The organism is Leifsonia psychrotolerans, from assembly GCF_013410665.1.
Classification (GTDB): Bacteria; Actinomycetota; Actinomycetes; order Actinomycetales; family Microbacteriaceae; genus Cryobacterium; species Cryobacterium psychrotolerans_A.
On record NZ_JACCFM010000001.1, the window covers coordinates 3,046,545 to 3,068,834 of the forward strand.

Genomic DNA, 22,290 nt, shown 5'->3' on the forward strand with positions numbered 1-22,290 from the left:
CAAGGCTGAGGCTCCTGCTGAGGCTGCCGCCGAAGCTCCGGCCGAAGCTGCCGCCGACAAGGCAAGCGACAAGTAGCCCATGGCTGGCGAGACCGTAATCACCGTGGTGGGCAACCTCACCAGCGATCCGGAACTGCGTTACACGCAGAACGGGCTGGCTGTTGCCAACTTCACCATCGCATCCACTCCGCGCAATTTCGATCGCGCAGCTAATGAGTGGAAAGATGGCGACGCATTGTTCCTGCGCGCGAGCGTTTGGCGTGAATTCGCCGAGCACGTTGCAGGTTCATTGACCAAGGGTTCCCGTGTCATCGCTACCGGGCGTCTCAAGCAGCGTTCGTATGAGACGAAGGAAGGTGAGAAGCGCACCAGCATGGAGCTCGAGATCGATGAGATCGGCCCCAGCCTGCGCTACGCAACCGCTTCGCTCACGCGCGCGCAGTCGTCAGGCCCACGTACCGGCGGTCCTGCCGGCGGTGGAAACGACGAGCCCTGGGCTCCCAGCGCACCCGCTTCGAACGGCGCTCCTGCCGCTTCGGGCGGAGACGTCTGGAACACCCCAGGCAACTTCAGCGACGAGACCCCCTTCTAAGCCAAGCCTCACGGCTCTTGGCTGAATCGCACACTTAAGAAAGCAAAGGAAATCATGGCTGGAAAGAGCAGCGGCGACCGCCGCAAGCCACTCCGCGGAGCCAAGGGCGGCAAGAACGCCGCTCCCGCGAAGTCGATCCGCGTCGGTGTCATCGACTACAAGGATGTCGCAACCCTCCGCAAGTTCATCTCGGAGCGTGGAAAGATCCGCGCCCGCCGCATCACCGGCGTCTCCGTCCAGGAGCAGCGTTTGATCGCGCGTGCCGTTAAGAACGCTCGCGAAATGGCTTTGCTGCCATACGCTGGCTCGGGCCGGTAGGGAGTAATCACATGTCGAAACTCATTCTGACGCACGAGGTCTCTGGCCTCGGCACCCCCGGTGACGTCGTGGACGTCAAGAACGGTTACGCACGCAACTTCCTGGTTCCCCAGGGCTTTGCTGTGACCTGGACCCGCGGTGGCGAAAAGCAGATCGAACAGATCAAGGCCGCTCGCGCGGCTCGCGAACACGCCACCCTCGAAGAAGCGCAGGCCCTCAAGGCTGCACTCGAGAACGCCAAGGTCAAGCTGGTCGTCAAGACCGGCACCGGCGGACGCCTCTTCGGCTCCGTCAAGACCTCGGATGTTGCTGACGCTGTGGCCGCTGCCGGCCTGGGCGCCATCGACAAGCGCAAGATCGAGCTCAGCCCGATCAAGCTGACCGGCGAGCACACGGCGACTGTTCGCCTGCGCGACGAGCTCAGCGCAACGATCACCCTTCAGGTGGTCTCCGCCAAATAAGGCGGTGTGCTCGGTGTAGCGGTGGCCCTTCGGGGTTCACCGCTACACCCCGTTAAGGGCGCATTTCGAGGTCATTATGCACCCATCTGTGCACAGGTGTGCAGGAATTACCGCAAGGTTCAAGGCACACTTGAAGCAGGTTTTTCCACACAGCTGTGAATAGCTTAAATAGCTGGTCAACGGCTTTTTAATAAAACGTAACCAGAAGTTATCCACAAGAGAGTGCACAGATTGTGCACAGACCTTCCGGCGTTTCGCCCGGATTGTCCACAGAGTTATCCACAGGCATGTTTGGTGGTGTGCAGAGCCGTCCTTAGGGTGGGCTTGCGCGCGTCTCTCAGCAGGGGTGTGCCCTCAGCCGCCCGTGTCGGTGGCTCACGGTAGATAAGAAGTACACGAAACGATAGATGGAGGCGCGAGTGTCCCTCGCACATATGGGTTTGGCGGAGCGCGGCGAGCGTAGTGGGTCAGAAGCCCGCTCGATCGAGCGAGTTCCCCCGCACGACATGCTCGCGGAGCAGAGCGCCCTGGGCGGCATGATGCTCAGCAAAGATGCCGTGGCCGACGTCGTCGAAACCGTGCGCGGATCCGATTTCTACATTCCCAAGCACGAGATCATCTTCGATGCGATTCTCTCGCTCTACTCTCACGGTGAACCGACCGATGTCATCGCGGTCACCGACGAGCTCACCAAGATCGGCGAGCTCTCCCGGGCCGGTGGCGCCGAGTACCTGCACACTCTGACCAGCCTGGTGCCGACGGCCGCCAATGCCGGCTTTTACTCCTCGATCGTCGCCGAACGTGCCCTGTTGCGTCGCCTCGTCGAAGCCGGCACCCGCGTCGTTCAGATGGCGTACGCCGGTGAAGGCGAAGTGCTCGACATCGTCAACACCGCGCAGGCCGAGATCTATTCGGTGACCGCGAACAGCGAGACCGAAGACTATGTTCCGCTGTCCGAAGCGGTGGGTGTGGCCATCGACGAGATCGAAGCGGCCAAGCTCAAAGACGGTGGTATGTCGGGAGTCCCGACCGGATTCGCCGAACTCGACGAGCTGACCAACGGGTTCCACCCCGGTCAGCTCATCATCGTCGCCGCCCGACCCGCCCTGGGAAAATCGACCCTGGCCCTCGATTTTTGTCGCGCCGCATCCATCAAGAGCGGCAAGCCCAGCGTTTTCTTCTCGCTCGAAATGGGTCGCAGCGAAATCGCCATGCGTTTGCTGGCCGCGGAGGCATCCGTGCCGCTGCAGAGCATGCGCAAGGGAACCGTCGAGGCGCGCGACTGGACGACGATCGCCCAGACCCGCGGCCGCATCAACGACGCCCCGTTCTACATCGACGACAGCCCGAACATGACCCTGGTCGAGATTCGGGCGAAGTGCCGACGTCTCAAGCAGCGGGTCGGCCTTGAGCTCATCGTGATCGACTACCTGCAGCTGATGACCTCCGGCAAGCGCGTCGAGTCGCGCCAGCAAGAAGTAAGTGAGTTCTCGCGTGCACTCAAGCTGCTCGCCAAAGAGCTGCAGGTGCCGGTCATCGCACTGTCGCAGCTGAACCGTGGTCCCGAGCAGCGCGCCGACAAGATGCCGGCTATCTCCGACCTTCGTGAATCAGGGTCGCTTGAGCAGGACGCCGACATGGTCATTCTGCTTCACCGTGAGAGCGCCTATGAGAAAGACAACCCGCGTGCGGGCGAGGCTGACCTCATTGTGGCCAAGCACCGTAACGGCCCGACCCGTACGGTCACGGTGGCATTCCACGGCCACTACTCGCGCTTTGCCGACATGGTGGCCGGCTCGTAGCATCGGATGAGAGCTGACTGGCTCAGCTTTCACTGGTGTCCATCACGTGTCTCTGCCCGAGCCCAGTGCGGAGCGGCGCGTGGTGTGCCGGGTGGGCACCGCGGACCAGGGATCCTCGGGCCAGGGATGCTTCGGGTAGCGGCCGCGCATCTCGGCGCGCACCTGCGCGTACGGGCCCGCCCAGAATGAGGCGAGGTCGTCGGTCACAGCCAGGGGGTGCCCGGCGGGCGACAGCAAATGGAACAACACCGGCACGCGTCCTGCGACGAGACGCGGCGTCTCGGCCCACCCGAAGCATTCCTGAAGTTTTACAGCCACCACGGGTCGGGCACCGGGATCTTCGACCGGCGGATAGCTGAGACGCACCTGCGAGCCGCTGGGCACCGCGAGCCGCTCCGGAACCAGCACATCCAGGTCGACCGCTGCGGGCCACGGCAGGATGCGCCGCAGCGCCGGGGCCAGGTCGATGCGCGCGGTGGGCGTGCCGGCGGCGAGATCTGACAGTTCGGGGCCGAGCCAGGAATCGAGGGTGCCGAGCAGAGCGGTATCTGACACATCCGGCCACGGCGATCCGAGCTCGTGGTGCAGCAGGGCGAGGCGACGCCGCAGAGCATCCGCGGCATCTGACCAGATAAATATTCCGAGCCCGTGCTCGGAGACGGCATGACGGACGGCATCCCGTCCGCCCTCGTTCGCCTGCACGCGAACCGGAACCGACGAGCGCACGATCGCGCCGAGCCGACGTTCACGACGCGCGACGACGCGTCCGTTCACGAACTGTGCCTCGAGCCGGTCGGTACAGAGATGGGGCGCCACCTGCTCGGCCTGATTCTCAGAGATGAGGGCGGCAGAGCGGATGATTGCCCCGGTTCCTGCGGCCGCTCTCCCCTGGGCCCGGGTGACGTCCGCCACAGCCAGCCACTCGGCACTGGCGAGCGGACCGGTGATCCCAGCACGGGTACCCGAGGCGAGAAGGAAGGTTGCGCTGTGAGGTGACCGATCGACGCGGCGCGCAATCCACTCGGGAAATGCGAGCGCGATGAGGAGGCCGGTCTGATCCGCGCTTCCTCGGGCAGCGGCGCCTGGCCCCGTGCCGGTCGCCCCAGCGAAGCGCTCGAGACGCCGAGCCTCCTGCTCCCAGCGGCGGGCATCCGGGCTTCGTCCCGTGCGCAGCAGGTTAAGTGCCGCCTGGGCATCTCCATCCGCAACGCGAAGATCGCCGCTGAGCAGCGCGATCACCTCGGACGCTGTGCGCCCGCCGACCAGGGCGCTGCCGGCGCGAAGGGCGCGGGCGAGGCGAGGAGCGGTCGGGATGCGGGCAAGCGCTCGCCCCTCGTCGGTGGCGCGGCCCTCGGAGTCGATCGCGCCGAGTCCGCGCAGTGCGGCGAGAGCATCGCCGAGGCTCACGGCGGGAAGCGGATCTACCAGCCGAAGACCCATGCCGCCCGGCGCGCCCCAGCAGGCCAGCAGCAGGGCTGCATCGGTGAGATCTGCCGCCTGGATCTCCGGAGCGGGGTGCGCGGGTGCTGCGGCGAAGGTGCGCTCGTCGACGCATCGCACCACCACCCCCGGCCCCTGCCGGGTGGCGCGCCCGGAGCGCTGGATGGCAGACGCCTTGGGCGTCGGGCCGGTGACGAGACCGGTCATGCCACGCCCAGCATCCCGCTGGGGAGCACGCGACAGGCAGGTGTCGACGACCAGACGCACGCCGGGGACGGTCAGAGAGGATTCGGCGAGTGACGTCGTGACAATGATCCGCGCCGGACGATCAGGGCCCCGCCCGCTGATCACCGCATCCTGCTCTGCGGCGGGAATCTGGCCGTGCAGCTCGCGCACGTCGAACTCCGCGGCCAGGCCACGGATGCGCCCGGCGATCTCGGCGACCTCACGCGCACCCGGCGCGAAAACGAGAGCATCGGCGGTCGGATCGGTGCGCACGAGGGCGCGGTGTGCCGCGACGGCGGTGCTTGCCACGTGGTCAAGGAACGCCCAGGTCACCCCGCGTTCATCCAGCCGAGGCGTGGGGCAGGGTGCCCAGCGCACCTCGAGCGGATGCGCTGGGGTCGCCTGGGTCACGATCGGTGCAGCGCCCGCATCCGTTCCGAGGACCGTCGCGAACCGGTCGGCGTCGAGTGTCGCGGACATTGCGATGAGAACGAGATCGTCACGCAGCTCGCGCACCTCGCCGAGCAGCCCGATCAGCAGGTCCGTCTCCAAAGCCCGTTCGTGCACCTCGTCGATGATGACCGCGCCGACCCCGTCGAGACCCGGGTCATCGAGCAGGCGGCGCAGCAGCACGCCGGCGGTGACGAACTCGATTCGGGTGGACGGGCCGACCTGGCGTTCGCCGCGCACGGTGAATCCGACGCGGGAGCCGATGGATGAGCCGTCCAGCTGCGCGAGGCGTCGGGCGGCAGCGCGGGCAGCGACCCGGCGGGGTTGAGTGACGATCACCCGGCCCCGAACACGATCGGCGATCACGGGCGGAACAAGCGTGGTCTTTCCCGTGCCCGGCGGCGCGCTGACGACGACGGTGGGGCTCCGATCGAGCGCAGCGGTCAGGTCATCGACCGCTGAGGCGAAAGCGAGCCCGCGACCGATCTCTGACGGGTTGAACGGCGCGCTGGTCACTCCCCCAGTCTCTCGCGTTCGCGAGCTGTGCACGTACCTGTCACATCCGGCCGCGCCTCAACGCTGGGCCAAGCTGACGGATGCCGCTCGCTACGCGTCGCGCAGCAGCACCCCGCTGGTCAATCCCTCCCCGCTGATCGATCCCTCCCCGCTGGTCGAGCCTGCCCCGCTGGTCGAGCCTGCCCCGCTGATCGAGCTCGTCGAGATCCCGTGAGCCCGCCTCGAGACCCCCGAGTGAGGTCTCGACAAGCTCGACCGACGGTTCGGCAATCGACCCCGCGCCCCCTCTGCAGATCGAGTCCACACCGCTGAACGAGCCCACACCGCTGATCGAGCCCACGCCGTTGATCGAGCCCCCTCCCGCTGATCGAGCTCGTCGAGATCCCGTGAGCCCGCCTCGAGACCCCCGGGCGGGGTCTCGACCGGTTAAGTTCTCGATCCCTCCACAGACACAGCTTCGAGAAGTTATGCACCAATACTGAGAAAAGCTCGTAATCATGTTCGTTCTTTGGGAGAATAGAGCTATGTCAATCACCTCCCCACCCCCCGTCTCCGCCCCGGAGCCGACACCCGCCCCGGGTGCAGCGGCACCGACCGCGGCCATGGTGCTGGCGGCGGTCGAACAGGCCCGCTCTTCTCTGGCGGTTCTCGGCACCGTCAGCCCCGAGGCGTTCACTGACGACGACCTACTCGGTGTGCTCGGTGCGTTCGAAGGTGTGGGCCGGCTGGTTGATGCGGGACGGGTGGCTGTGGCGGCGACGGTCGAGGAACGCTCCGGCCGGTGGCTGGGCCGCGACTCCCTCGCGGCGAAGCGGGGCTGTACCAGTGGCATCGACCTGATCACCCGGGTCACCCGCATTTCTGGCCGGGAAGCGAAACGGCGTAGCGCCCTCGGTCTGCGAATGCGGGACACCCAACACGTCGGCACGATCATCCCCGCACTGTTCCCCACGGTGGGTGCCGCGGTCGCTTCGGGCTTGCTGGGGGTGGATGCGGCGGAGGTGATCATGTCCGGTCTGGCCGAGATCTCCCCGCGTGTTGCCCCCGATGATCTTGCGGCTGCGGAACGCGCGTTGGTGTCTGCGGCGACGGGCACGATCACGGCCGAGAATGAGGGTGAGCCGGGCGCGGGCTTTGCGTTCTCGGCGGACTCACTGCGGGTGCAGATGTTGCAGTGGCAGGCGGCGCTGGACCCCGACGGGGTGGCACCGAACGAGGTCGAGGGTGAGGCGACGAGCACGATCAGTTTCGGCCGCTTCAAAGACGGTGTGTATCCGGTGCGGGGCGGGGTGACTCCCGATCTGTACGGAATCATGAACCTCACCTTCGACGCGTTCATTGCCGCCCGCAAAACCCCCGCGTTCCCCACCGCCGCCGAACAAGCCCGCGACCAGGCCCGCGACCAGGCACGCGACGACCAAGCCGAGCTCGATTCTCACGACGGTCACGACGGTCACGACGGTCCCGACGGACACGACGTATACGACGAGCACCTCCACGACCACGACCACGACGACCACGGTCAGGGTTCAGCCTCAGCCGAGGTTCCTCTTCCCGGGTCGCCCGGGCACGAGTTCGATGACGTCGACACCCGCACCGCTGGTGAGAAGCGGGCCGATATTCTGCGCGGCATGTTCACCCAGTTCGCTCAAGCCGATAACACTCCCAGCATTGGTGGTGCACCGCCGACGGTGGTGGTGCATGTGAACGTGAACGATATTGAAGCCGGTCGCGGTGTCGGCTGGATCGACGGCGTCGACGCCCCCATCTCACTTCGCACGGTGGATCAGATGATGTGTGCCGGAGGCACCCAAACGGTTCTCTTTGGCCAGAACGGTGAGGTTCTCACGCTGACCGATCCGCAACGACTGTTCAACCGTGCCCAACGCCGGGCGATCCTCGCCCGCGATGGCGGCTGCGGCGTTCCCGGCTGCGATGCACCCGCACAGTGGCTCGAATTTCATCACGTGATCCCCTGGAGCAAAGGCGGCACCACCGAAGTCGACAATGGTGTGGCGTTGTGTTGGCGACATCATCACACCATCGAAACCTCCGGCTGGGAGATCCTCATGGTCAACGGCCGCCCGCAAGTGAAAGCCCCGGCCTGGATCGACCCGACCCGCACCTGGCGTGACGCCAACCGCCACCGCACCGACACCCACCGCCGAGACTGAAGGTCGGGTCGCCGTCTCGACGGGCTCGACCAGCGGGGTGGGGCCGGGCCGAGGGGTCTCGACGGGCTCGACCAGCGGGGTGGGGCCGGGCCGTGGGGTCTCGACGGGCTCGACCAGCGGGGCGGGCGGCACCCGCCGATCACGTTCTGTCGCGACTCAACTCTGGCCGCAGCCGACGGCTGCCGCCAGCTACGCGCCGCGCAGCCGCTCGGCGAGGCCCGCTTTGACCGCAGGCCACTCGGCGTGAAGCACCGAGAAGTAGGCGGTGTTGCCGCGGGTGCCGTCTGAGGCGAGGCGATGGGAACGGAGCACGCCCTCGGATGTCGCGCCGAGGCGCAGGATCGCACGCGCACTTCGCGTGTTCCGCGCGTCGCAGCGCAGCGCCACGCGGGTCAGCGCGAGGGTCTCGAAAGCATGACTGAAGAGCAGCATCTTGGCTGCCGGGTTGGTGTTGCCTCCCCAGAATTGCCGCGCATACCAGGTGCTGCCGATCTCGACGCGCCCCTGCTGAAGCGATAGATCGTAGAAACTGGTCGAACCACGCAGTTCGCCGGTGGCGGCATCCGTGATGGCGAAGGCCAGCATGTTGGGGGCGTCGATCTGTAAGCGCGCATACTGAGCGTAGTCCGCGGCAGTGCGCGGGAACGGCGTCGTCATACCGGCCCAGAGGTGTGCATCGATCAGTGTGGCGAGTTCGGCGGCATGCTCAACCTGCAATGGAACCAGCCCGATGCCCCATCCGTGCAGTTCAACGTCGTGAATCACGTCTCTCCCGGTCGCTCATCTCGATGCCTGCCCCATCAGCCCTATTGCCATTCTCCCAGACGACGAACAGCGAGCTTGGTGTGGCGATCGTCGCGAACGTGGTGGCGGGCAGGTGTTCCGGGCCTTTCTGCCCATTTCGGCCGCGTGGCCACTACGCTACGAACACCAGTGCGCGACGCCGCGCACGTCTTCCGGGATTCCGGATGCCTCGCGGCCGCTCGTGCAGAGCGGAGGTATGCGTGAAGGTCGGGATTGCACGGGAGAGACGCCCCGGTGAACACCGGGTCGCCGCCACTCCAGACACGGTTGGGCAGCTCGTCGCTCTGGGCCTCGAGGTGAGCATCGAGAGCGGCTCCGGCGTCGAATCGGGTATTTCCGACGCGAGCTACACGGATGCCGGCGCCCGCGTCGTGCCCGAACTGAACCTCGCCGACGTTGACGTTCTCCTGCACGTGCGCCCGCTCAGCCCCGCGCAGGCGAGCGCCTTGCGCCCCGGCACCGTGACCGTGGGCTTGGCCTCCCCGGCCTCCGAACTCCCCACCGTCGCAGCCTTGGCCGCAGCCCAGGTCACCTCGTTCGCCCTCGAACTCGTGCCGCGCATCTCCCGCGCCCAGTCGATGGATGCCCTCAGCTCCCAAGCGCTGGTCGCCGGATATCGGGCCGTGATCGAGGCGGCGAGCCGATACCCCCGATTCTTCCCGCTCTACATGACCGCGGCCGGCACCATCCCACCCGCCCGCGTGCTCGTGCTCGGCGCCGGGGTCGCCGGCCTGCAGGCCATCGGCACCGCCAAACGGCTTGGCGCGCGCGTGTTCGCCAACGATGTGCGTCCGGCGTCGGCCGATGAGGTGCGTTCGCTTGGCGGCACCTTCGTCGACCTCGACCTCGATGCCGCGGCGACCGAAGGAACCGGCGGCTATGCCCGCGCTCTCAGCGACGACCGCGCGGTGCGCCAGCGCGAACTGCTCGCGCCCCATGTGGCCGCCGCCGACGTGCTCATCACCACGGCGGCGATCCCCGGCCGGGCCGCACCCCTGCTGGTGACGACCGACATGGTCGCCGGCATGAAGCCGGGCTCGGTCGTGATCGACCTGGCCGCTGAATCCGGTGGCAACGTCGAGGGCGTCGTCGCGGGGGTCGATGTGCTGGTGCCGACCACTGCCGGGGGCGGCACCGTGACCCTGGTGGGGCTGACGGATGCCGCATCCGCCATGCCCAGCGACGCCTCGCGCCTCTACGCCAAGAACGTCGCGAACCTGCTCGCCCTGATGACCCACGACGGGGTGGTCTCCCCCGACTTCACCGACGAGGTGATCGCCTCCGCCTGCCTGACCACGGCCGGCGCCGTGCGGCACGAACCCACGGCGGCAGCGCTGCGCGAAGGAGGTGCCTGATGGACCCGGTGACCCTGCTCACCATCGTCGTGCTGTCGGTCTTTGTCGGCTTCGAGGTCGTCTCGAAGGTGACGAGCATTCTGCACACGCCCCTGATGTCGGGTGCGAACGCCATTCACGGCATCATTCTGATCGGCGCGATCATCGTGGCCGGGCAGGCCGAAGACCCGTGGTTGTTGGCCGTCGCCCTGGTGGCCGTCGTGCTCGCCACCGCCAATATGGTGGGCGGTTTCGTCGTCACCGACCGGATGCTGCACATGTTCCGGGGGCGCGGGCGTACCGACGCGGCATCCGGCCCGAAGGGGGAAACAAAGTGAGCCTGCTCCCGCCGGAATGGACGGCGCTTCTCTACCTGGCCTCAGCCGTCTGCTTCATTCTCGCGCTCAAGGGGTTGAGCTCGCCCCGCACCGCCCGCCGCGGCAACCTGATCGGCGCCGGTGGTGCGCTGCTCGCGGTGATCACCGTCTTCTTCTCAACCAAGCTCGACAACCTTCCGTACATCCTGATTGCAATCGCGGTCGGCACGGCCATCGCCGCACCCATCGCCCGGCGCGTGCAGATGACTCAGATGCCGCAACTTGTCGGCTTCTTCAACGGCGTCGGTGGCGGTGCTGCCGCGTTGGTGGCCGTGCTCGAACTCGGCCACAACGCCGACCCGTGGGTTCGTCTCGCCATTGTCTTCACGATGCTCGTCGGCGCCATCTCGTTCTCGGGTTCGGCCGTGACGGTGTTGAAGCTGCAGGAACTGATCAGCACTCGGCCGCTGCTGTTTCCCGGAATGCGCTGGGTGAGCGCTCTCGTCGTGGTCGCCGCACTCGTGTCGTGTGGGTTCATCATCGGCACCGGATCGGCGCTCTGGGCGATCATCCTGCTCGTGCTCGGCCTGGTCGCCGGGCTGTTGCTCGTGCTGCCGGTCGGCGGCGCCGATGTGCCCATCGTGATCTCCTTGCTGAACGCGTTCACCGGTGTCGCCGTCGCCGCATCCGGCGTGGTGCTCGGCAACGTGCTGCTGGTCGTGGCCGGTACCCTCGTGGGAGCAAGCGGAACGATCCTGACCCAGGCGATGGCATCCGCCATGGGCCGCGGGGTCAGCGGCATCATGTTTGGAGCGTTCCGGGGCGGGTCCACGGCCGGGTCGACGGTGCAAAGCAATCGACCGGTGCGCTCATCGACCCCCGACGACGTGGCGGTGCTGCTCGGTTATGCGCAACGCGTGGTGATTGTGCCCGGTTACGGCCTGGCCGTCGCCCAGGGGCAGCACGCCGTGGCAGAGCTGGCCACGGCGCTCGAGGCGCGCGGGATCGACGTGGTCTTCGCCATTCACCCGGTGGCCGGGCGCATGCCGGGACACATGAACGTGCTGCTGGCCGAGGCCAATGTGCCCTACGAGTCACTGAAAGAGATGGCTGAGGTGAACCCCGAGTTCAAGAACACGGATGTCGTGCTGGTCGTCGGCGCGAATGACGTCGTGAACCCGGCCGCAAAGACCTCACCGGGTTCACCGATTTTCGGGATGCCGATTCTTGAGGTGGGTGATGCCGCCCAGGTGGTGTTTCTCAAACGGTCGATGCGGCCCGGGTTTGCGGGAATCGAAAACGAGCTGCTCTACGACCCGAAGACGACGCTGCTGTTCGGCGACGCCAAGGACTCGTTGACCAAACTTCTGGGGGCGGTCAAGGCGCTCTGATTCGCGGGAAGCGTCGCGGGGAGCGGCGCGGGAGGCGTAGCGGGAGGCGTCGCGCAGGTGAAGGGTGACGATATGAAACAGGTCGACGGACGTCGGGCGAAACTGGGGGCAGTCCGCTATGCGGCGCTCGTGGCCTGCAGCACGATCGTCGTGAGCATCATCGCGAGCGTGGCGCTCAGCACCGGCGCGCTGGCCGACCGCGTGGGCACGGCGCTCACCTTGTTTCTGAACGCGCCCATGTTGGTCGTGATCGTGGCGTTCATTCTGTTCTTCTGCCTGCTGCTGTGGCGCCTTGCTCCGGCATCCGTGGGGTGGATCGGGCTCGGCTGGCGGGGCGCGCTGGCGTCGATCGCCGCCGTGACCGCCACCGCACTCGCGTTCGGACTGGGCGACCAGGTTCTTCACCTGATCGCCGGGGACGCCGTCGCCCCACGGGCCAACCCATTCACGGTCACCGCGATCACCCTGTTCTATTTCGGCTACATCGGCGGACCCGTCTGGGTGGGCATCATCGCCGCGCTCCCGTTGCGGCTCGCAGCCTGCGGAACGGCCGAATGGCCACGGATGTCGGGCGGCCACCGTCCCACAGACGTGCGACACTGACGCCGTCGTCTGCCGACCTTCCAGCCGCCTGTGGCCTCATCGCCTCCTCGGGACCTCCTTTCGCGCCGCTCACCCGGCGAGCGTAGACTGGAGATCCGTTTGACTACGAAAGAGGTTCGCGTGGCGAATGCCCAGGCAGCAACCGCCACCGCGGGGCGATACTGGACGGTTCCGGTCGGTCGCGCGATTCTCGCCCTGATCCCCGCGGCAGTGATCACCTTCAACGCCGACCACTCGGCAGAACTCGGACTGCTCGTCTTCGGCGGGTTCGCCGTGCTCAGCGGGCTCTTCATCGCGGTCATGAGTTGGCGCACCCTCACCGACGCGAACCAGCGCACACTCTTCGTGGTGCAGGGCCTCGTCGGGGTGGTTCTCGGTGCGCTCGCCCTGGCGTTCCACGGTGGGGGGCTCGGCTTCTTCCTGTACCTGGTCAGCGTGTGGGCCGCCGTCACCGGCTTCATTGAGCTCTACAGCGGCGTGCGAGTGCGCGCACGTGCTTCAACCGCGCGGGACTGGATGTCGATGGGCGGCTTGACCGCCATACTCGCTCTCACCTTCTTGTTGCTTCCCCCGCACGCTGTCGTGTCGGTCGGTCTGCTTGGCGCCTACTTCGTCATTCTCGGCGTCTTTCTCGCCATCGGAGGGCTCTCGCTCAAGTGGGCGGCTCCCGCCGTTGCTCCAGCCGCCGTCGCTCCAGCCGCCGTCAACGAATCGGACATCCTGTGACCTCGAACACTCCACACAAGCCCAGCCGTTCAGATCGGCTGAAGCCCGCCGAACTCATCGGACTGTCAGGGGTCATGGCCGTCTTTGTCGGGCTCATCATTTTGCTGTCAACGCGTGAAATGATGCTGTCGCTGATCGCGTTTGGCATCGCCTTTATCGTGGTGCTCGTCGTGATCGCGATGTTCGCGCTCAATATCAAGCCGGATGCCGCCGAGAAGTCTGACATCGAAGAGCAGAACCACGGCAACAAGTAGTCCGGTGCGCGCTTCCCGGTTGTAACCCGCATCGCTGGTTGCGGCTCAGTTGTTGTCCACACTGTCGCCCGCCCTCACCCCTGCCTCGCACCCGTCTCACCCCTGTCTCGCACCCGTCTCACCCCTGTCTCGCACCTGTCTCACCCCTGTCTCGCACCCGCTTGCGCCGACTTCCCCCGTTGCGGTCGAATTCGCCTGGCGCGCGGGGGAAACTGGACCGGAAGGCAGTAGCTCGGCGGATGCATCGGCGAGATCCCGCAACATCCGCCACCCAACATCCGCCACCCGACATCCGCTGCCCTGCATCGGCCGCGCGTGAGGTACGCAAAAACGACCGTCACCCTGCGGAACGACGGTCGTCTTTACGTGACTCAGTGCTGAAGGCGGTCGCGCCCTTACTTCAGGTTGTCGACGAGCGAATCGGCCAGGCCGACGTAGCCGGCCGGCGTCAGCGCGAGCAGACGCTGCTTGGCGTCGTCGCCGATCTCGAGCTCCGACACGAACGCCACCAGATCGGCCTGCCCGATGCGCTTGCCGCGCGTGAGCTCCTTGAGCAGGGCATACGGGTCTGCGATGCTGGAACGCCCGGCGGTGACCTCGGCGCGGATCACGGTCTGGATCGCCTCGCCGAGGATCTCCCAGTTCGTGTCGAGGTCGTCGGCCAGCATGACCCGGTCGATGTCGATCTCGCCCAGGCCCCGCAGAATGTTGTCGAGCGCGAGCACCGAGTGGCCGAAGCCGACACCAATGTTGCGCTGTGTCGTGGAGTCGGTCAGGTCGCGCTGCAGGCGCGAGGTGACCAGCGTGGCCGCGAGCGAATCGAGAATGGCGCTCGACAGCTCAAGGTTGGCCTCGGCGTTCTCGAACCGGATCGGGTTGATCTTGTGCGGCATGGTCGACGAGCCCGTCGCGCCGGCCTGGGGGATCTGACGGAAGTAGCCCATCGAGATGTAGGTCCAGATGTCGGTGGCCAGGTTGTGCAGCACCCGATTCGCGTGGGAGACGCGCGAGTACAGCTCGGCCTGCCAGTCGTGCGACTCGATCTGGGTGGTCAGCGGGTTCCAGCCGAGGCCCAAGCCTTCAACGAACTCGCGCGAGATGGTCGGCCAGTCGGCCGAGGGCTCGGCTACGACGTGTGCGGCGAACGTGCCGGTGGCGCCGCTGAACTTGCCCAGGTAGTCGTTGCCCGCAATCTGCTTCTGGATGCGCTCCAGACGGTAGACGAAGACGGCGAGCTCTTTGCCCATGGTGGTGGGCGTCGCGGGCTGGCCGTGGGTGCGGGCGAGCATCGCATCCGCGCGGAACTCTTCGGTACGGGCGCGCAGCGCGTCGATGACCGACTGGAACTTGGGCAGCCAGACCTCCCGCACGGCCGCGCTGACGGTGAGCGCGTAGGAGAGGTTGTTGATGTCTTCGCTGGTGGCGGCGAAGTGGGTGAGCTCGGCGATCGAGTCGAGGCCGAGGGCGGCCAGGCGGCGGCGCACCAGGTATTCGACGGCCTTGACGTCGTGGCGGGTGGTGGCCTCAAGTTCGGCCAGTTCGTCGATTTCGGCCTGACCGAAGTCGGTGACGAGAGCGCGCAGGGCGGCCTTCTGGGCGGCATCCAGCGGGGTGGAACCGAAGAGCGAACGGTCGGTGAGAACGATGAGCCATTCGACCTCGACCTGAACGCGAGCCCGGTTGAGACCCGCCTCGGAGAGGTACTCACCCAGTTCGGTAACGGCGGCGCGGTACCGGCCATCGAGCGGGCTGATCACCTGGGGGGGTAGTGGACTCATCGGACTCCCTGTCTGATTGCGGGTGCGAGTTGTGTGAAGAGCGCAAGATTTGCTCTCTCAATCATGCCTAAAACCGAGTCAAACAACGCATCGTCGGAATAGTAGGGGTCAGGAACGTCGCGAAGTTCGGCTTGTTTCTGGTCGAAACTGAGCAGCAGGCGCACCTTGCTGCGGTCGTGTTCGGTGGGTGCCCAGTTGCGCAGGACGCGCTCTTGGGAGTGGTCGAGCACCACGACAAGATCGAGGTCGGCAAACCAGGCCGGGTCGAATTGGCGGGCGCGGTGGTGGCTGCCGTCGTAACCGGCTTTGGCCAGAGCGGCGACCGTGCGGGCATCGGCCTGCTCCCCCACATGCCAATCGCCCGTGCCGGCGGAGCTCGTGGTGATCAGTCGGCCAAGGCCTGAACGCGTCACCAGGTCGCGCAGCATCACCTCGGCCATCGGTGACCGGCAGATGTTTCCGGTGCACACGAAAACGATTCGAAAGGGCGTCGCTTCGTCAGGGCTGAGCGCCTCAAAATTCATGCCTCCATTCTGTTGCACTTTTGCTCTCTGCACAGCCTCTGATCTGAGGCGATGTTCACGGATGTTCGTGGTGTCGACTTCGACGACGGTTGGGCTGTCAGCCTGGCAGCGACACGGACGGCGTCGATGACCGGCAATGACGGAGCGCGAACGATCGCGAACGAGGTTGAAGCGCGAACGGTGCCGGGGCCGGCCTGGGCGAGGCGACACGGGAGGAACGATGGGTGAGCTCACGGAGGGAACTTTCGGCGACAACAGCATGCTGACCGGTGGCATTCTGGGAGGGCTGGCCGCCGAGGAGAGGATGCGAGCGCTGAGGCAGCAGCTGTGGCTGCTCACGGAGGTGCGGGGGCAGATCGAGACGCGGGCGCACTGCCTACGCATCGGCGTAACTGGTGCACCCGGTTACGCCTGGTGTTCGGTGGCCGAGCGCGGCTACGCGAACAGCCTGAACGGGCTCTGGAGCGATCTGTTGGGGATCGCGAGGCAGCTCGACGACGCCTGCGGAACCGTGCGAGCGCTGATCGCGCGGGCCGGGGCGGCGGGGTGAGTGCGTGAGCGGGCCGAACGAACCCGGGAGCGGGACGACGCTGGGCGGCCCCGGCGGCGCGCGCGGGGCATCCTCGGTTTCAGCGGTGACGCCGCATGACACCGCGTCGGGCGGATCGGATTCGGGTGGAACGGCCTCGGACGGGCCAGTCGTGCAGCCGACGCCGGGCAGTCTCGTCGTGTCGGGCGGGGGCAGCACGTTGGTGGGCACCGACACCCTTCTTGCGCAGGAGGCGATGCTGCGTGCGCTGCACGAAGACGTGCTGGGTTGGCGGCAGCGGCTGGCGCAGGTTCAGGGCCTGAGCGTGGTTCCGGCCCCGGCTTGGACGCCCGCCGATCCGGGGCTCGAGGTCTGGGCGGCCACCCGAGCGCTCGATGCCGTCGAACAGCGCACCCAGGAGTTGGCGGAAGCGTTGACCACGGCGGCCGAGGGATACGGGCAGGCCGAGCGGGCGGCCGAGATGCGGACGCGGTCGGTCGGCGCGGTGTCGAGTTATCTGCTGGGGCGACTCGGGCAGCTCGCGCTGCTCGCGTCGGGGCCGCTGTTGGCCGCCGGCAGCGTTGCGGTGGTGGCGGCAATCCGGGCCCGGGCTGCGCGCGGCGATGGCATCCGTTCCGTAACCGGTTCAGCCGGTTCTGGGCCGGCGGCGGGTTCGGCGGCGGGCTCGACTTCCGTGGGGTCGGCGGCGTCGAGGGCCGAGCAGGCCCGCGCGATCACCAACCCGTACTTCGTCTCGCTGCTGCGCGTGGCGGTGTCCTCGCTCGATGATGCGGCGGCTGGCCTGGCCGGTCTGCCGCTGCCCCTGGCAATGATGCTCGGCGACGAGGGCTTCGGGCTGCGGGGGGTGTCGGGATCGGCGGCGGGGGCGCTCGCGCTCGGGCATCCGTTGGGTGTGCTGCGGGAAACACCGGTCGCGATCGTGCCGAGCGCCGTACTCGGTCCGCCGTCACCAGCTCGGCCGCCGACCGGGCTGGCCGACCTGGCGAGCCGGATTCCGTCGCTGTCGACGAGCGGCGGGCAGGTGCGCATCGAGCGCTACGGTGACGAAGGAGCGCCGAGCTGGGTGGTCTATGTGGGTGGCACCGAAGAGTGGGATGCGGTTTCAGCCGACGAGCCGTGGGATCTCACGTCGAATGTGACGGCCGTCGCCGAGCAGGCCTCCGGGTCGTACCGCGCGGTGCTTGAGGCGATGCGCGCGGCCGGAATTCGGCCCGGCGACCCGGTGATCGAGGTCGGGCACTCCCAGGGCGGGTTGATCGCCGCGCAGGTGGCGAACTCCGGCGAGTTCACGAGTGTGGCCGTGGTGACCTTCGGTGCGCCAAGTGGCTCGGTGCCGGTGAGCGCGAATCTGCCAACGGTTGCCGTCGAGCACACCGATGACCTCGTTCCGGTGCTGGGCGGCACGACCGCGGCGTCGGCGGCCCGGCTTGTGGTGCGTCGCGAGGCGTTCGCGACCGCGCCGCTGCCCGTCGGTGTGGCGTTGCCCGCGCACGGCATGACGGCCTATGCCGAGACGGCCCGCCGGATCGACGCCTCCCCCGAGCCGCGCCTGCAGTCGTTTCGGGGGCTCCTTGCGAAGACGGTGGGCTCGGATGCGGGTGCCGGCACGCTCTGGCGGGGAAGCCGGGTGCCGTAGCTGCCGAGGGTGCGCGAGCGTTCGCTGTGCTGGCTCCGAGACAGGGCATGTCGGTGGGGTGGAGCGCAGTAATGTTCGGCATACCTCCCGCCGAGCCATGGTTTTCAGCGCCGCGGCAAAACTCCGCGCGATGACCAAATTGTTGAGTTCGAGCACCGGGGTGACGGTCAAGAACGGCAAGGTGAAAATCAATGGTGTCGACAAGATGACCGTTGATGAACTGGCCGACATCTACAATGACACTCTGCACAACATGGATGCCGATCAGGCAACGCTCGGAAGTTACGTCCCCAAAGACCCCGCGAGCTACGAGCAAATTGCCGGCAAGGCTGGTGATGCCCACTTCAGCTTGGACCCCTCAAAATGGGCCGAGACACAGAAAAAGTACGATCTAACGAACAACGAGATGTACGAGCTTCTGAACAAGCCATTTTTGAATGAGATTATCGAGAAGGAGCTCCCGGTGCGTTTTACCCACGACCTCGAGGCCAACGCTCGCACATTCTTGGGTCGTGAGCTTAAATATCTGACCGACAATCGCTACAAATTCTCGCCGAAATCCCTCTTTGCGTATCCCCCAGGAAAGTGACCACTATGTACATCGACGGTTTGACTGATTTGCGACACAAGGCACAGGGTCACTTCGGGCCTCGTGCGACGTACCGCGCGACCTACGAAGACGACCCCCAGAAAGGCGAAAACGGGTACGTAAAGTTTGTTCTCTATGATTCCTTCGTGTTTGATTTTGGATTCATGGAGCCGCCGCTCACGGCTCTGGGCTTTTCGTTGGAGCTCGCCGAGAGGACTTCCGAGACAGTACTACTCGGAAAAGATCTTCTCTTTATCGAGAACCGGGAGCCGGACGTCGAGGACGCGTTCCGGGTCGTGGATGAGTACTGCCGGCTGCGTCTGCCCGACAAGTTTCTGCAGGTGTACGACGCCCTTGAGTGACGTGCCGCGGGTATCAATTGGATGGTGTCTCGTTGGCAATCTCGGGATGGTCTCGTCCGTGGGGTGGGGAGGGCCTCTTCAACGGCGGCGATAGTTGGACCGACTCCTTTGGAGAAGTGTGGCCGGGAATCATTGACAGTATCGTCAACGACCCCGGCGGTGCGGCACTGGAAATGTGGAATGGATTCATTGCAGCCGATCACTGGGGTGGGTACACAGGCGGTGGAGTAGGACGCGTCTTGTTTAACGGTGCGTCACTTTTCGTCGGGGGCGGGGGCGTACTTCGGGGGCTCCAGAGCCTCAAAGGACTCAGCGCCGCGGCAAAACTCCGCGCGATGACCAAATTGTTGAGTTCGAGCACCGGGGTGACGGTCAAGAACGGCAAGGTGAAAATCAATGGTGTCGACAAGATGACCGTTGATGAGCTGGCCGACATCTACAACGACACTCTGCACAACATGGATGCCGATTAGGCCACGCTCGGAAAATTTGTACCCAAAGGCCCCGCGAGCTACGAGCAAATTGCGGGTAGAGCTGGTGATGCGCACTTCAGCCTGGACGGCTCAAAATGGTCCGAGACACAGAAAAAGTACGATCTAACGAACAACGAGATGTACTAGCTGAGTATTTGCCGCTCTGGGGGCCAGCAGTATTGCCTTGGGGGGCCACAGCGTCTGCGAGAGATTCGCAGGATTTGGGGCCGCCCCTTGAGTGCCAGTTCATGGTGGAGCGGCGGGTCGTTGTGAGCAGAGACGGGAGTCGCGTGGTGCGCGCAGGCTGACGGGCCGCGGCTGCGAGAAGGGCTGATGAGGGGCTGCCGCGCGCAGGCGTTGCCTGCCTTTGCCCTCGGCGGTGCCGACCTGGAGCGCACGCACGCACGCGGACGAGGTCAATGAAAGTCGCTGGTGGCCTGGGTCATCCCCGGGGCGGCCCCCACTCGAGCAAATACTCACTAGCTTCTGAACAAGCCACTCTTGAATGAGATCATCGAGAAGAAGCTCCCGGTGCGTTTTACGCACGACCCCGCAGCGATCCAACGTCGATGCTGGGAAAGGAAATCGCGTATCTAAATCTCAACGGCTACAGGTACAACCCCAAAACCGGCTTCGCGACCTATAGAGGAAAATGATCAATATGTACGTTGAAGACTTGTTTGATCTGAGCCAAAAAGCACTCAGCTACTTCGGGCCGAAGGCCCTTTTTTGCGGGGATCACCTGCCTGACGACGCGACAGAAGGTGATGAAGGGTACGCGCAGTTCCTGCTCTATAATTCTTACGCGTTTGGGTTTGGGTTCATGGACCCCCCATATACATCGCTCGCCTTCTTTCTGATTGCCACCGACAGGATTACCACCACTCAGATTCTCGGCAAGGATCTCCTGTTCACCGAGAACCAAGAGAAGGACGTGCAGAACGCGTTCCGTGTGATGGATGAGTATTGCCGGCTGCGGCTGCCGGACAAGTTTCTGCAGGTGTATGACGCGCTTTAAATTGACTGCTCGGGCATCGGTCTATGAACACGACGTAGATGAATAGATTTGGGTATTGACGCGGCTGGAATTGGAAGCTGTGGAGAATTGGGCAGCCCTTTACCGAGGACGAGGCTCGTGCGCGTTTTGCGAGTGATGACTCTGACGACTGGTTCAGCGTTGTTGCGTTCAGTGAGAACACGCCGCTGGATGGGCCCGGCAGTACTCCGCATTGGAAGCCGCTTCCGGAATGGGGTCAGTGGGATTCGTTGGGAGAGTGAGTATTTGGTGGGATGAGCGCCACCCAATATTCACTTTCAGCGCCACTGAATATTGACTTTTGAGGCCAGCAAATATTCTGGGTGAGCGCCAGTCGTCGGAAGAAGCGCGGTATGACCACCGGGATCGCCAACAGCCGACGGATTGCGGTCGTTCAACGCGTGTTTCTTGGTGGCCATCGAAAGCCCCCAATGTGGCCGTGGCGGTGCCCGTTGGCGGCCACTTTGAAGCGAGTTATCGGCCTCGGTGCTGGCCGCCGCAGGATAAGCGCGCCGTCCACGTGCTCAGGAACGCAGACACGGTGGCGCTCACACTAAATAGCAGGTGGCGCTCAGCGAGTAGAGCTCGGCAGCAGCAGGATGGAGCTCAAGCGGAATACGCGTGGCGCTCAGGAACCCAAATACTCAGGTGAGTTCATGGTCTGATGGCGAGGTGCTCCCCGTTGCGGCCGGGGTGTACCGGGGCGTGGTTTCTTCTCGGCCGGCGGCGGGAGCCTATGGGGCATTCAGATCGGGGTCCCCCGAAACCTGTTGCGCCAAAGCCCGGAGGCTCTACCCTCGTTGGGGGGAACCGGGTTTGCGAGCGTGTTTGCGGCGCTGTAGCGTCGAAAATATTCGGTGATTTGCGCGAAATTTCGCTGGGCGTGCGGGGTCTTCCGCTGAGGTTGGGATGCGGGCACCTTCTTTCGTGTTCTGCGGATCTGCGTGACGGCAACCCGCGGACGGTTCGTCTCCGAACCTCGGCAGTGCTGCAGCCTCAGAGCGGCTGCACCATCCCGGTTGGCACGGGTTTGAAGAATGAGATCGAGATGGTTTTTCAGAGGGGGACGTGGCGGTGAGGAACAAGTCGCGCGCTATCGCGATGTGTATTTCGGTTGTGCTGGTTGGCGTGGGATTGGCTGGGTGTGCTGTGGAGGAGGTAATCGTGAATGCTGTGACTCATGGAACCGTGGACGCGGCGGGTATGACGCGGGCTGAAGTCATGCAGCTCACTCCGGAGGAGCAGTTCGATCTCTTTGGTGAGCGTTATGAGCGTGTTCAAGAGCTCATGACCGGCGCTCAGCTGCAGATCAGTGACGGCGAGTGGCGCTGGTTGGCCGAGGCTTTCGTCCCGACTGCCGGAGTGTTCGGCCTCAATCCTCCTCCGGGTGCCGACTTTGAGAACAGCTACTTTCTTGAGAGTACGCGCTCGATCCGAATGCCGGGAGCAGCGGGTGCGCGGGAGGATCTTGATCCGATGATCGCGTACTTCGAGTCGCAGAACTGGGACACCACTGTGTCAAGTCGGGGTTCTGATTTCGTGGTTCGGGCCGAGACCGGTGACGGTTACCAGGTTAGCTACACCGTGCAGTCCAACGGGCAGTACAACCTCAATGTCTACAGTTATGTGTTCTGGGGCGATAGCAACACCCTTCTTGACACGGTGGTCGGCCGAATTCCCAATGACACATCAGACAGTCCGACGTTGACGGTTCCAGGCGGCTTCGTTCCGTTTCCGAAGTGGTCTGATCCGGTGATCCCTGACGAGTGACAGGGTGAAGGCACTGTGGCGGGGTGTGATCAGGCTTCGTTTCCGGCGCGGGGCATCGGTCTCGGGTCTTCATCGGGGCGGTGAGTGTTGCACAGCAAGTTCCCGGTGCTTCGTCACCTGGTCGGCAGGGCCGGCGGTCTGTCAGCTGGCACGGGTTCGAAAAAC

General features: G+C 65.3%; 23 protein-coding genes. 19 read left to right on the forward strand and 4 right to left on the reverse strand.

Annotated elements, in window-relative coordinates; genetic code table 11:
• Window positions 1-79: 79 nt before the first annotated feature.
• From HNR05_RS13925 to dnaB, 4 genes are all read left to right on the forward strand, one after another.
• On the forward strand, window positions 80-592 hold the full coding sequence (locus tag HNR05_RS13925; RefSeq protein WP_179579690.1) for a single-stranded DNA-binding protein: 513 nt from the start codon (window positions 80-82) through the stop codon (window positions 590-592).
• 54 nt (window positions 593-646) lie between these two features.
• Window positions 647-910 (forward strand): 30S ribosomal protein S18, encoded by a 264-nt coding sequence (gene rpsR, locus HNR05_RS13930; protein WP_012039648.1) that lies wholly within the window; start codon window positions 647-649, stop codon window positions 908-910.
• Window positions 911-921: 11 nt separating this feature from the next.
• A complete protein-coding gene (rplI, locus tag HNR05_RS13935) occupies window positions 922-1,371 on the forward strand; it encodes a 50S ribosomal protein L9 (protein ID WP_179579691.1) in 450 nt (149 codons plus the stop codon).
• A gap of 419 nt (window positions 1,372-1,790) precedes the next feature.
• Window positions 1,791-3,173, forward strand: a complete 1,383-nt coding sequence (dnaB, locus tag HNR05_RS13940; protein ID WP_179579692.1) for a replicative DNA helicase — start codon at window positions 1,791-1,793, stop codon at window positions 3,171-3,173.
• A 42-nt stretch (window positions 3,174-3,215) separates the two neighbouring features.
• Here the strand turns inward: dnaB and hrpB are convergent, their stop codons facing one another.
• Complete coding sequence (gene hrpB, locus HNR05_RS13945; RefSeq protein WP_179579693.1) at window positions 3,216-5,804, reverse strand: ATP-dependent helicase HrpB; 2,589 nt, start codon at window positions 5,802-5,804, stop codon at window positions 3,216-3,218.
• Here hrpB and HNR05_RS13950 point away from each other — a divergent pair.
• Together HNR05_RS13950 and HNR05_RS13955 are read left to right on the forward strand one after the other, a co-directional pair.
• Window positions 5,785-6,018: a hypothetical protein gene (locus HNR05_RS13950; protein ID WP_179579694.1), complete on the forward strand. Its 234-nt coding sequence runs from the start codon at window positions 5,785-5,787 to the stop codon at window positions 6,016-6,018. The two genes, hrpB and HNR05_RS13950, sit on opposite strands and share 20 nt — an antisense overlap.
• A gap of 310 nt (window positions 6,019-6,328) precedes the next feature.
• Complete coding sequence (locus HNR05_RS13955; protein WP_179579695.1) at window positions 6,329-7,978, forward strand: HNH endonuclease; 1,650 nt, start codon at window positions 6,329-6,331, stop codon at window positions 7,976-7,978.
• 189 nt (window positions 7,979-8,167) lie between these two features.
• On the opposite strand, the gene HNR05_RS13960 is transcribed toward HNR05_RS13955, so the two are convergent.
• A complete protein-coding gene (locus HNR05_RS13960) occupies window positions 8,168-8,743 on the reverse strand; it encodes a GNAT family N-acetyltransferase (protein WP_179579696.1) in 576 nt (191 codons plus the stop codon).
• A 239-nt stretch (window positions 8,744-8,982) separates the two neighbouring features.
• On the opposite strand from HNR05_RS13960, the gene HNR05_RS13965 reads away from it, so the two are divergent.
• The 6 genes from HNR05_RS13965 to HNR05_RS13990 all read left to right on the forward strand — a co-directional run bounded on the left by HNR05_RS13965 (window position 8,983) and on the right by HNR05_RS13990 (window position 13,407).
• A complete protein-coding gene (locus tag HNR05_RS13965) occupies window positions 8,983-10,137 on the forward strand; it encodes a Re/Si-specific NAD(P)(+) transhydrogenase subunit alpha (RefSeq protein ID WP_179579697.1) in 1,155 nt (384 codons plus the stop codon).
• Entirely contained in the window at window positions 10,137-10,454 is a 318-nt protein-coding gene (locus tag HNR05_RS13970; RefSeq protein ID WP_179579698.1) for an NAD(P) transhydrogenase subunit alpha part 2, read from the forward strand. Before HNR05_RS13965 ends, HNR05_RS13970 begins: the two co-directional genes overlap by 1 nt.
• On the forward strand, window positions 10,451-11,824 hold the full coding sequence (locus tag HNR05_RS13975) for an NAD(P)(+) transhydrogenase (Re/Si-specific) subunit beta (RefSeq protein ID WP_179579699.1): 1,374 nt from the start codon (window positions 10,451-10,453) through the stop codon (window positions 11,822-11,824). Before HNR05_RS13970 ends, HNR05_RS13975 begins: the two co-directional genes overlap by 4 nt.
• A 72-nt stretch (window positions 11,825-11,896) precedes the next feature.
• Window positions 11,897-12,427, forward strand: a complete 531-nt coding sequence (locus tag HNR05_RS13980) for a hypothetical protein (RefSeq protein ID WP_179579700.1) — start codon at window positions 11,897-11,899, stop codon at window positions 12,425-12,427.
• 99 nt (window positions 12,428-12,526) lie between these two features.
• Entirely contained in the window at window positions 12,527-13,153 is a 627-nt protein-coding gene (locus tag HNR05_RS13985) for a DUF308 domain-containing protein (protein WP_218868905.1), read from the forward strand.
• Window positions 13,150-13,407 carry a hypothetical protein gene (locus HNR05_RS13990; protein WP_179579701.1) on the forward strand — a complete coding sequence of 86 codons (258 nt, stop codon included), beginning with the start codon at window positions 13,150-13,152 and terminating at the stop codon, window positions 13,405-13,407. The genes HNR05_RS13985 and HNR05_RS13990 overlap by 4 nt, the downstream gene beginning before the upstream one ends.
• 395 nt (window positions 13,408-13,802) lie before the next feature.
• Here HNR05_RS13990 and purB read toward each other — a convergent pair whose 3' ends face one another.
• Both purB and HNR05_RS14000 read right to left on the reverse strand, forming a co-directional pair.
• Window positions 13,803-15,185, reverse strand: coding sequence for an adenylosuccinate lyase (purB, locus tag HNR05_RS13995; RefSeq protein WP_179579702.1), 1,383 nt, complete (start codon window positions 15,183-15,185; stop codon window positions 13,803-13,805).
• Window positions 15,182-15,709 (reverse strand): low molecular weight protein-tyrosine-phosphatase, encoded by a 528-nt coding sequence (locus HNR05_RS14000; RefSeq protein WP_179579703.1) that lies wholly within the window; start codon window positions 15,707-15,709, stop codon window positions 15,182-15,184. Before HNR05_RS14000 ends, purB begins: the two co-directional genes overlap by 4 nt.
• A 220-nt stretch (window positions 15,710-15,929) precedes the next feature.
• Here HNR05_RS14000 and HNR05_RS14005 point away from each other — a divergent pair, with 220 nt between their 5' ends.
• The 7 genes from HNR05_RS14005 (at window position 15,930) to HNR05_RS14035 (ending at window position 22,125) form a co-directional block, all read left to right on the forward strand.
• Complete coding sequence (locus HNR05_RS14005) at window positions 15,930-16,259, forward strand: hypothetical protein (RefSeq protein ID WP_179579704.1); 330 nt, start codon at window positions 15,930-15,932, stop codon at window positions 16,257-16,259.
• A gap of 4 nt (window positions 16,260-16,263) precedes the next feature.
• The gene (locus tag HNR05_RS14010; RefSeq protein ID WP_179579705.1) at window positions 16,264-17,895 is read left to right on the forward strand and encodes a hypothetical protein; all 1,632 of its coding nucleotides are present in this window, start codon (window positions 16,264-16,266) and stop codon (window positions 17,893-17,895) included.
• Window positions 17,896-18,025: 130 nt separating this feature from the next.
• Complete coding sequence (locus tag HNR05_RS14015; protein WP_179579706.1) at window positions 18,026-18,484, forward strand: hypothetical protein; 459 nt, start codon at window positions 18,026-18,028, stop codon at window positions 18,482-18,484.
• A 5-nt stretch (window positions 18,485-18,489) separates the two neighbouring features.
• Window positions 18,490-18,846, forward strand: coding sequence for a hypothetical protein (locus tag HNR05_RS14020; protein WP_179579707.1), 357 nt, complete (start codon window positions 18,490-18,492; stop codon window positions 18,844-18,846).
• A 32-nt stretch (window positions 18,847-18,878) separates the two neighbouring features.
• Entirely contained in the window at window positions 18,879-19,319 is a 441-nt protein-coding gene (locus HNR05_RS14025; RefSeq protein WP_179579708.1) for a hypothetical protein, read from the forward strand.
• A gap of 652 nt (window positions 19,320-19,971) precedes the next feature.
• On the forward strand, window positions 19,972-20,337 hold the full coding sequence (locus HNR05_RS14030) for a hypothetical protein (RefSeq protein ID WP_179579709.1): 366 nt from the start codon (window positions 19,972-19,974) through the stop codon (window positions 20,335-20,337).
• A 1,182-nt stretch (window positions 20,338-21,519) separates the two neighbouring features.
• Window positions 21,520-22,125: a hypothetical protein gene (locus HNR05_RS14035; protein ID WP_179579710.1), complete on the forward strand. Its 606-nt coding sequence runs from the start codon at window positions 21,520-21,522 to the stop codon at window positions 22,123-22,125.
• The last annotated feature ends 165 nt before the right edge of the window (window positions 22,126-22,290 follow it).

Excerpts from the sequence above, each read along its gene's own strand:
- HNR05_RS13925 (WP_179579690.1), top strand. The coding sequence starts at position 80 with ATGGCTGGCGAGACCGTAATCACCGTGGTGGGCAACCTCACCAGCGAT.
- rpsR (WP_012039648.1), top strand. The coding sequence starts at position 647 with ATGGCTGGAAAGAGCAGCGGCGACCGCCGCAAGCCACTCCGCGGAGCC.
- rplI (WP_179579691.1), top strand. The coding sequence starts at position 922 with ATGTCGAAACTCATTCTGACGCACGAGGTCTCTGGCCTCGGCACCCCC.
- HNR05_RS13955 (WP_179579695.1), top strand. The coding sequence starts at position 6,329 with ATGTCAATCACCTCCCCACCCCCCGTCTCCGCCCCGGAGCCGACACCC.
- HNR05_RS13970 (WP_179579698.1), top strand. The coding sequence starts at position 10,137 with ATGGACCCGGTGACCCTGCTCACCATCGTCGTGCTGTCGGTCTTTGTC.
- HNR05_RS13980 (WP_179579700.1), top strand. The coding sequence starts at position 11,897 with ATGAAACAGGTCGACGGACGTCGGGCGAAACTGGGGGCAGTCCGCTAT.
- purB (WP_179579702.1), bottom strand. The coding sequence starts at position 15,185 with ATGAGTCCACTACCCCCCCAGGTGATCAGCCCGCTCGATGGCCGGTAC.
- HNR05_RS14000 (WP_179579703.1), bottom strand. The coding sequence starts at position 15,709 with ATGAATTTTGAGGCGCTCAGCCCTGACGAAGCGACGCCCTTTCGAATC.
- HNR05_RS14005 (WP_179579704.1), top strand. The coding sequence starts at position 15,930 with ATGGGTGAGCTCACGGAGGGAACTTTCGGCGACAACAGCATGCTGACC.
- HNR05_RS14015 (WP_179579706.1), top strand. The coding sequence starts at position 18,026 with ATGACCAAATTGTTGAGTTCGAGCACCGGGGTGACGGTCAAGAACGGC.
- HNR05_RS14020 (WP_179579707.1), top strand. The coding sequence starts at position 18,490 with ATGTACATCGACGGTTTGACTGATTTGCGACACAAGGCACAGGGTCAC.
- HNR05_RS14030 (WP_179579709.1), top strand. The coding sequence starts at position 19,972 with ATGATCAATATGTACGTTGAAGACTTGTTTGATCTGAGCCAAAAAGCA.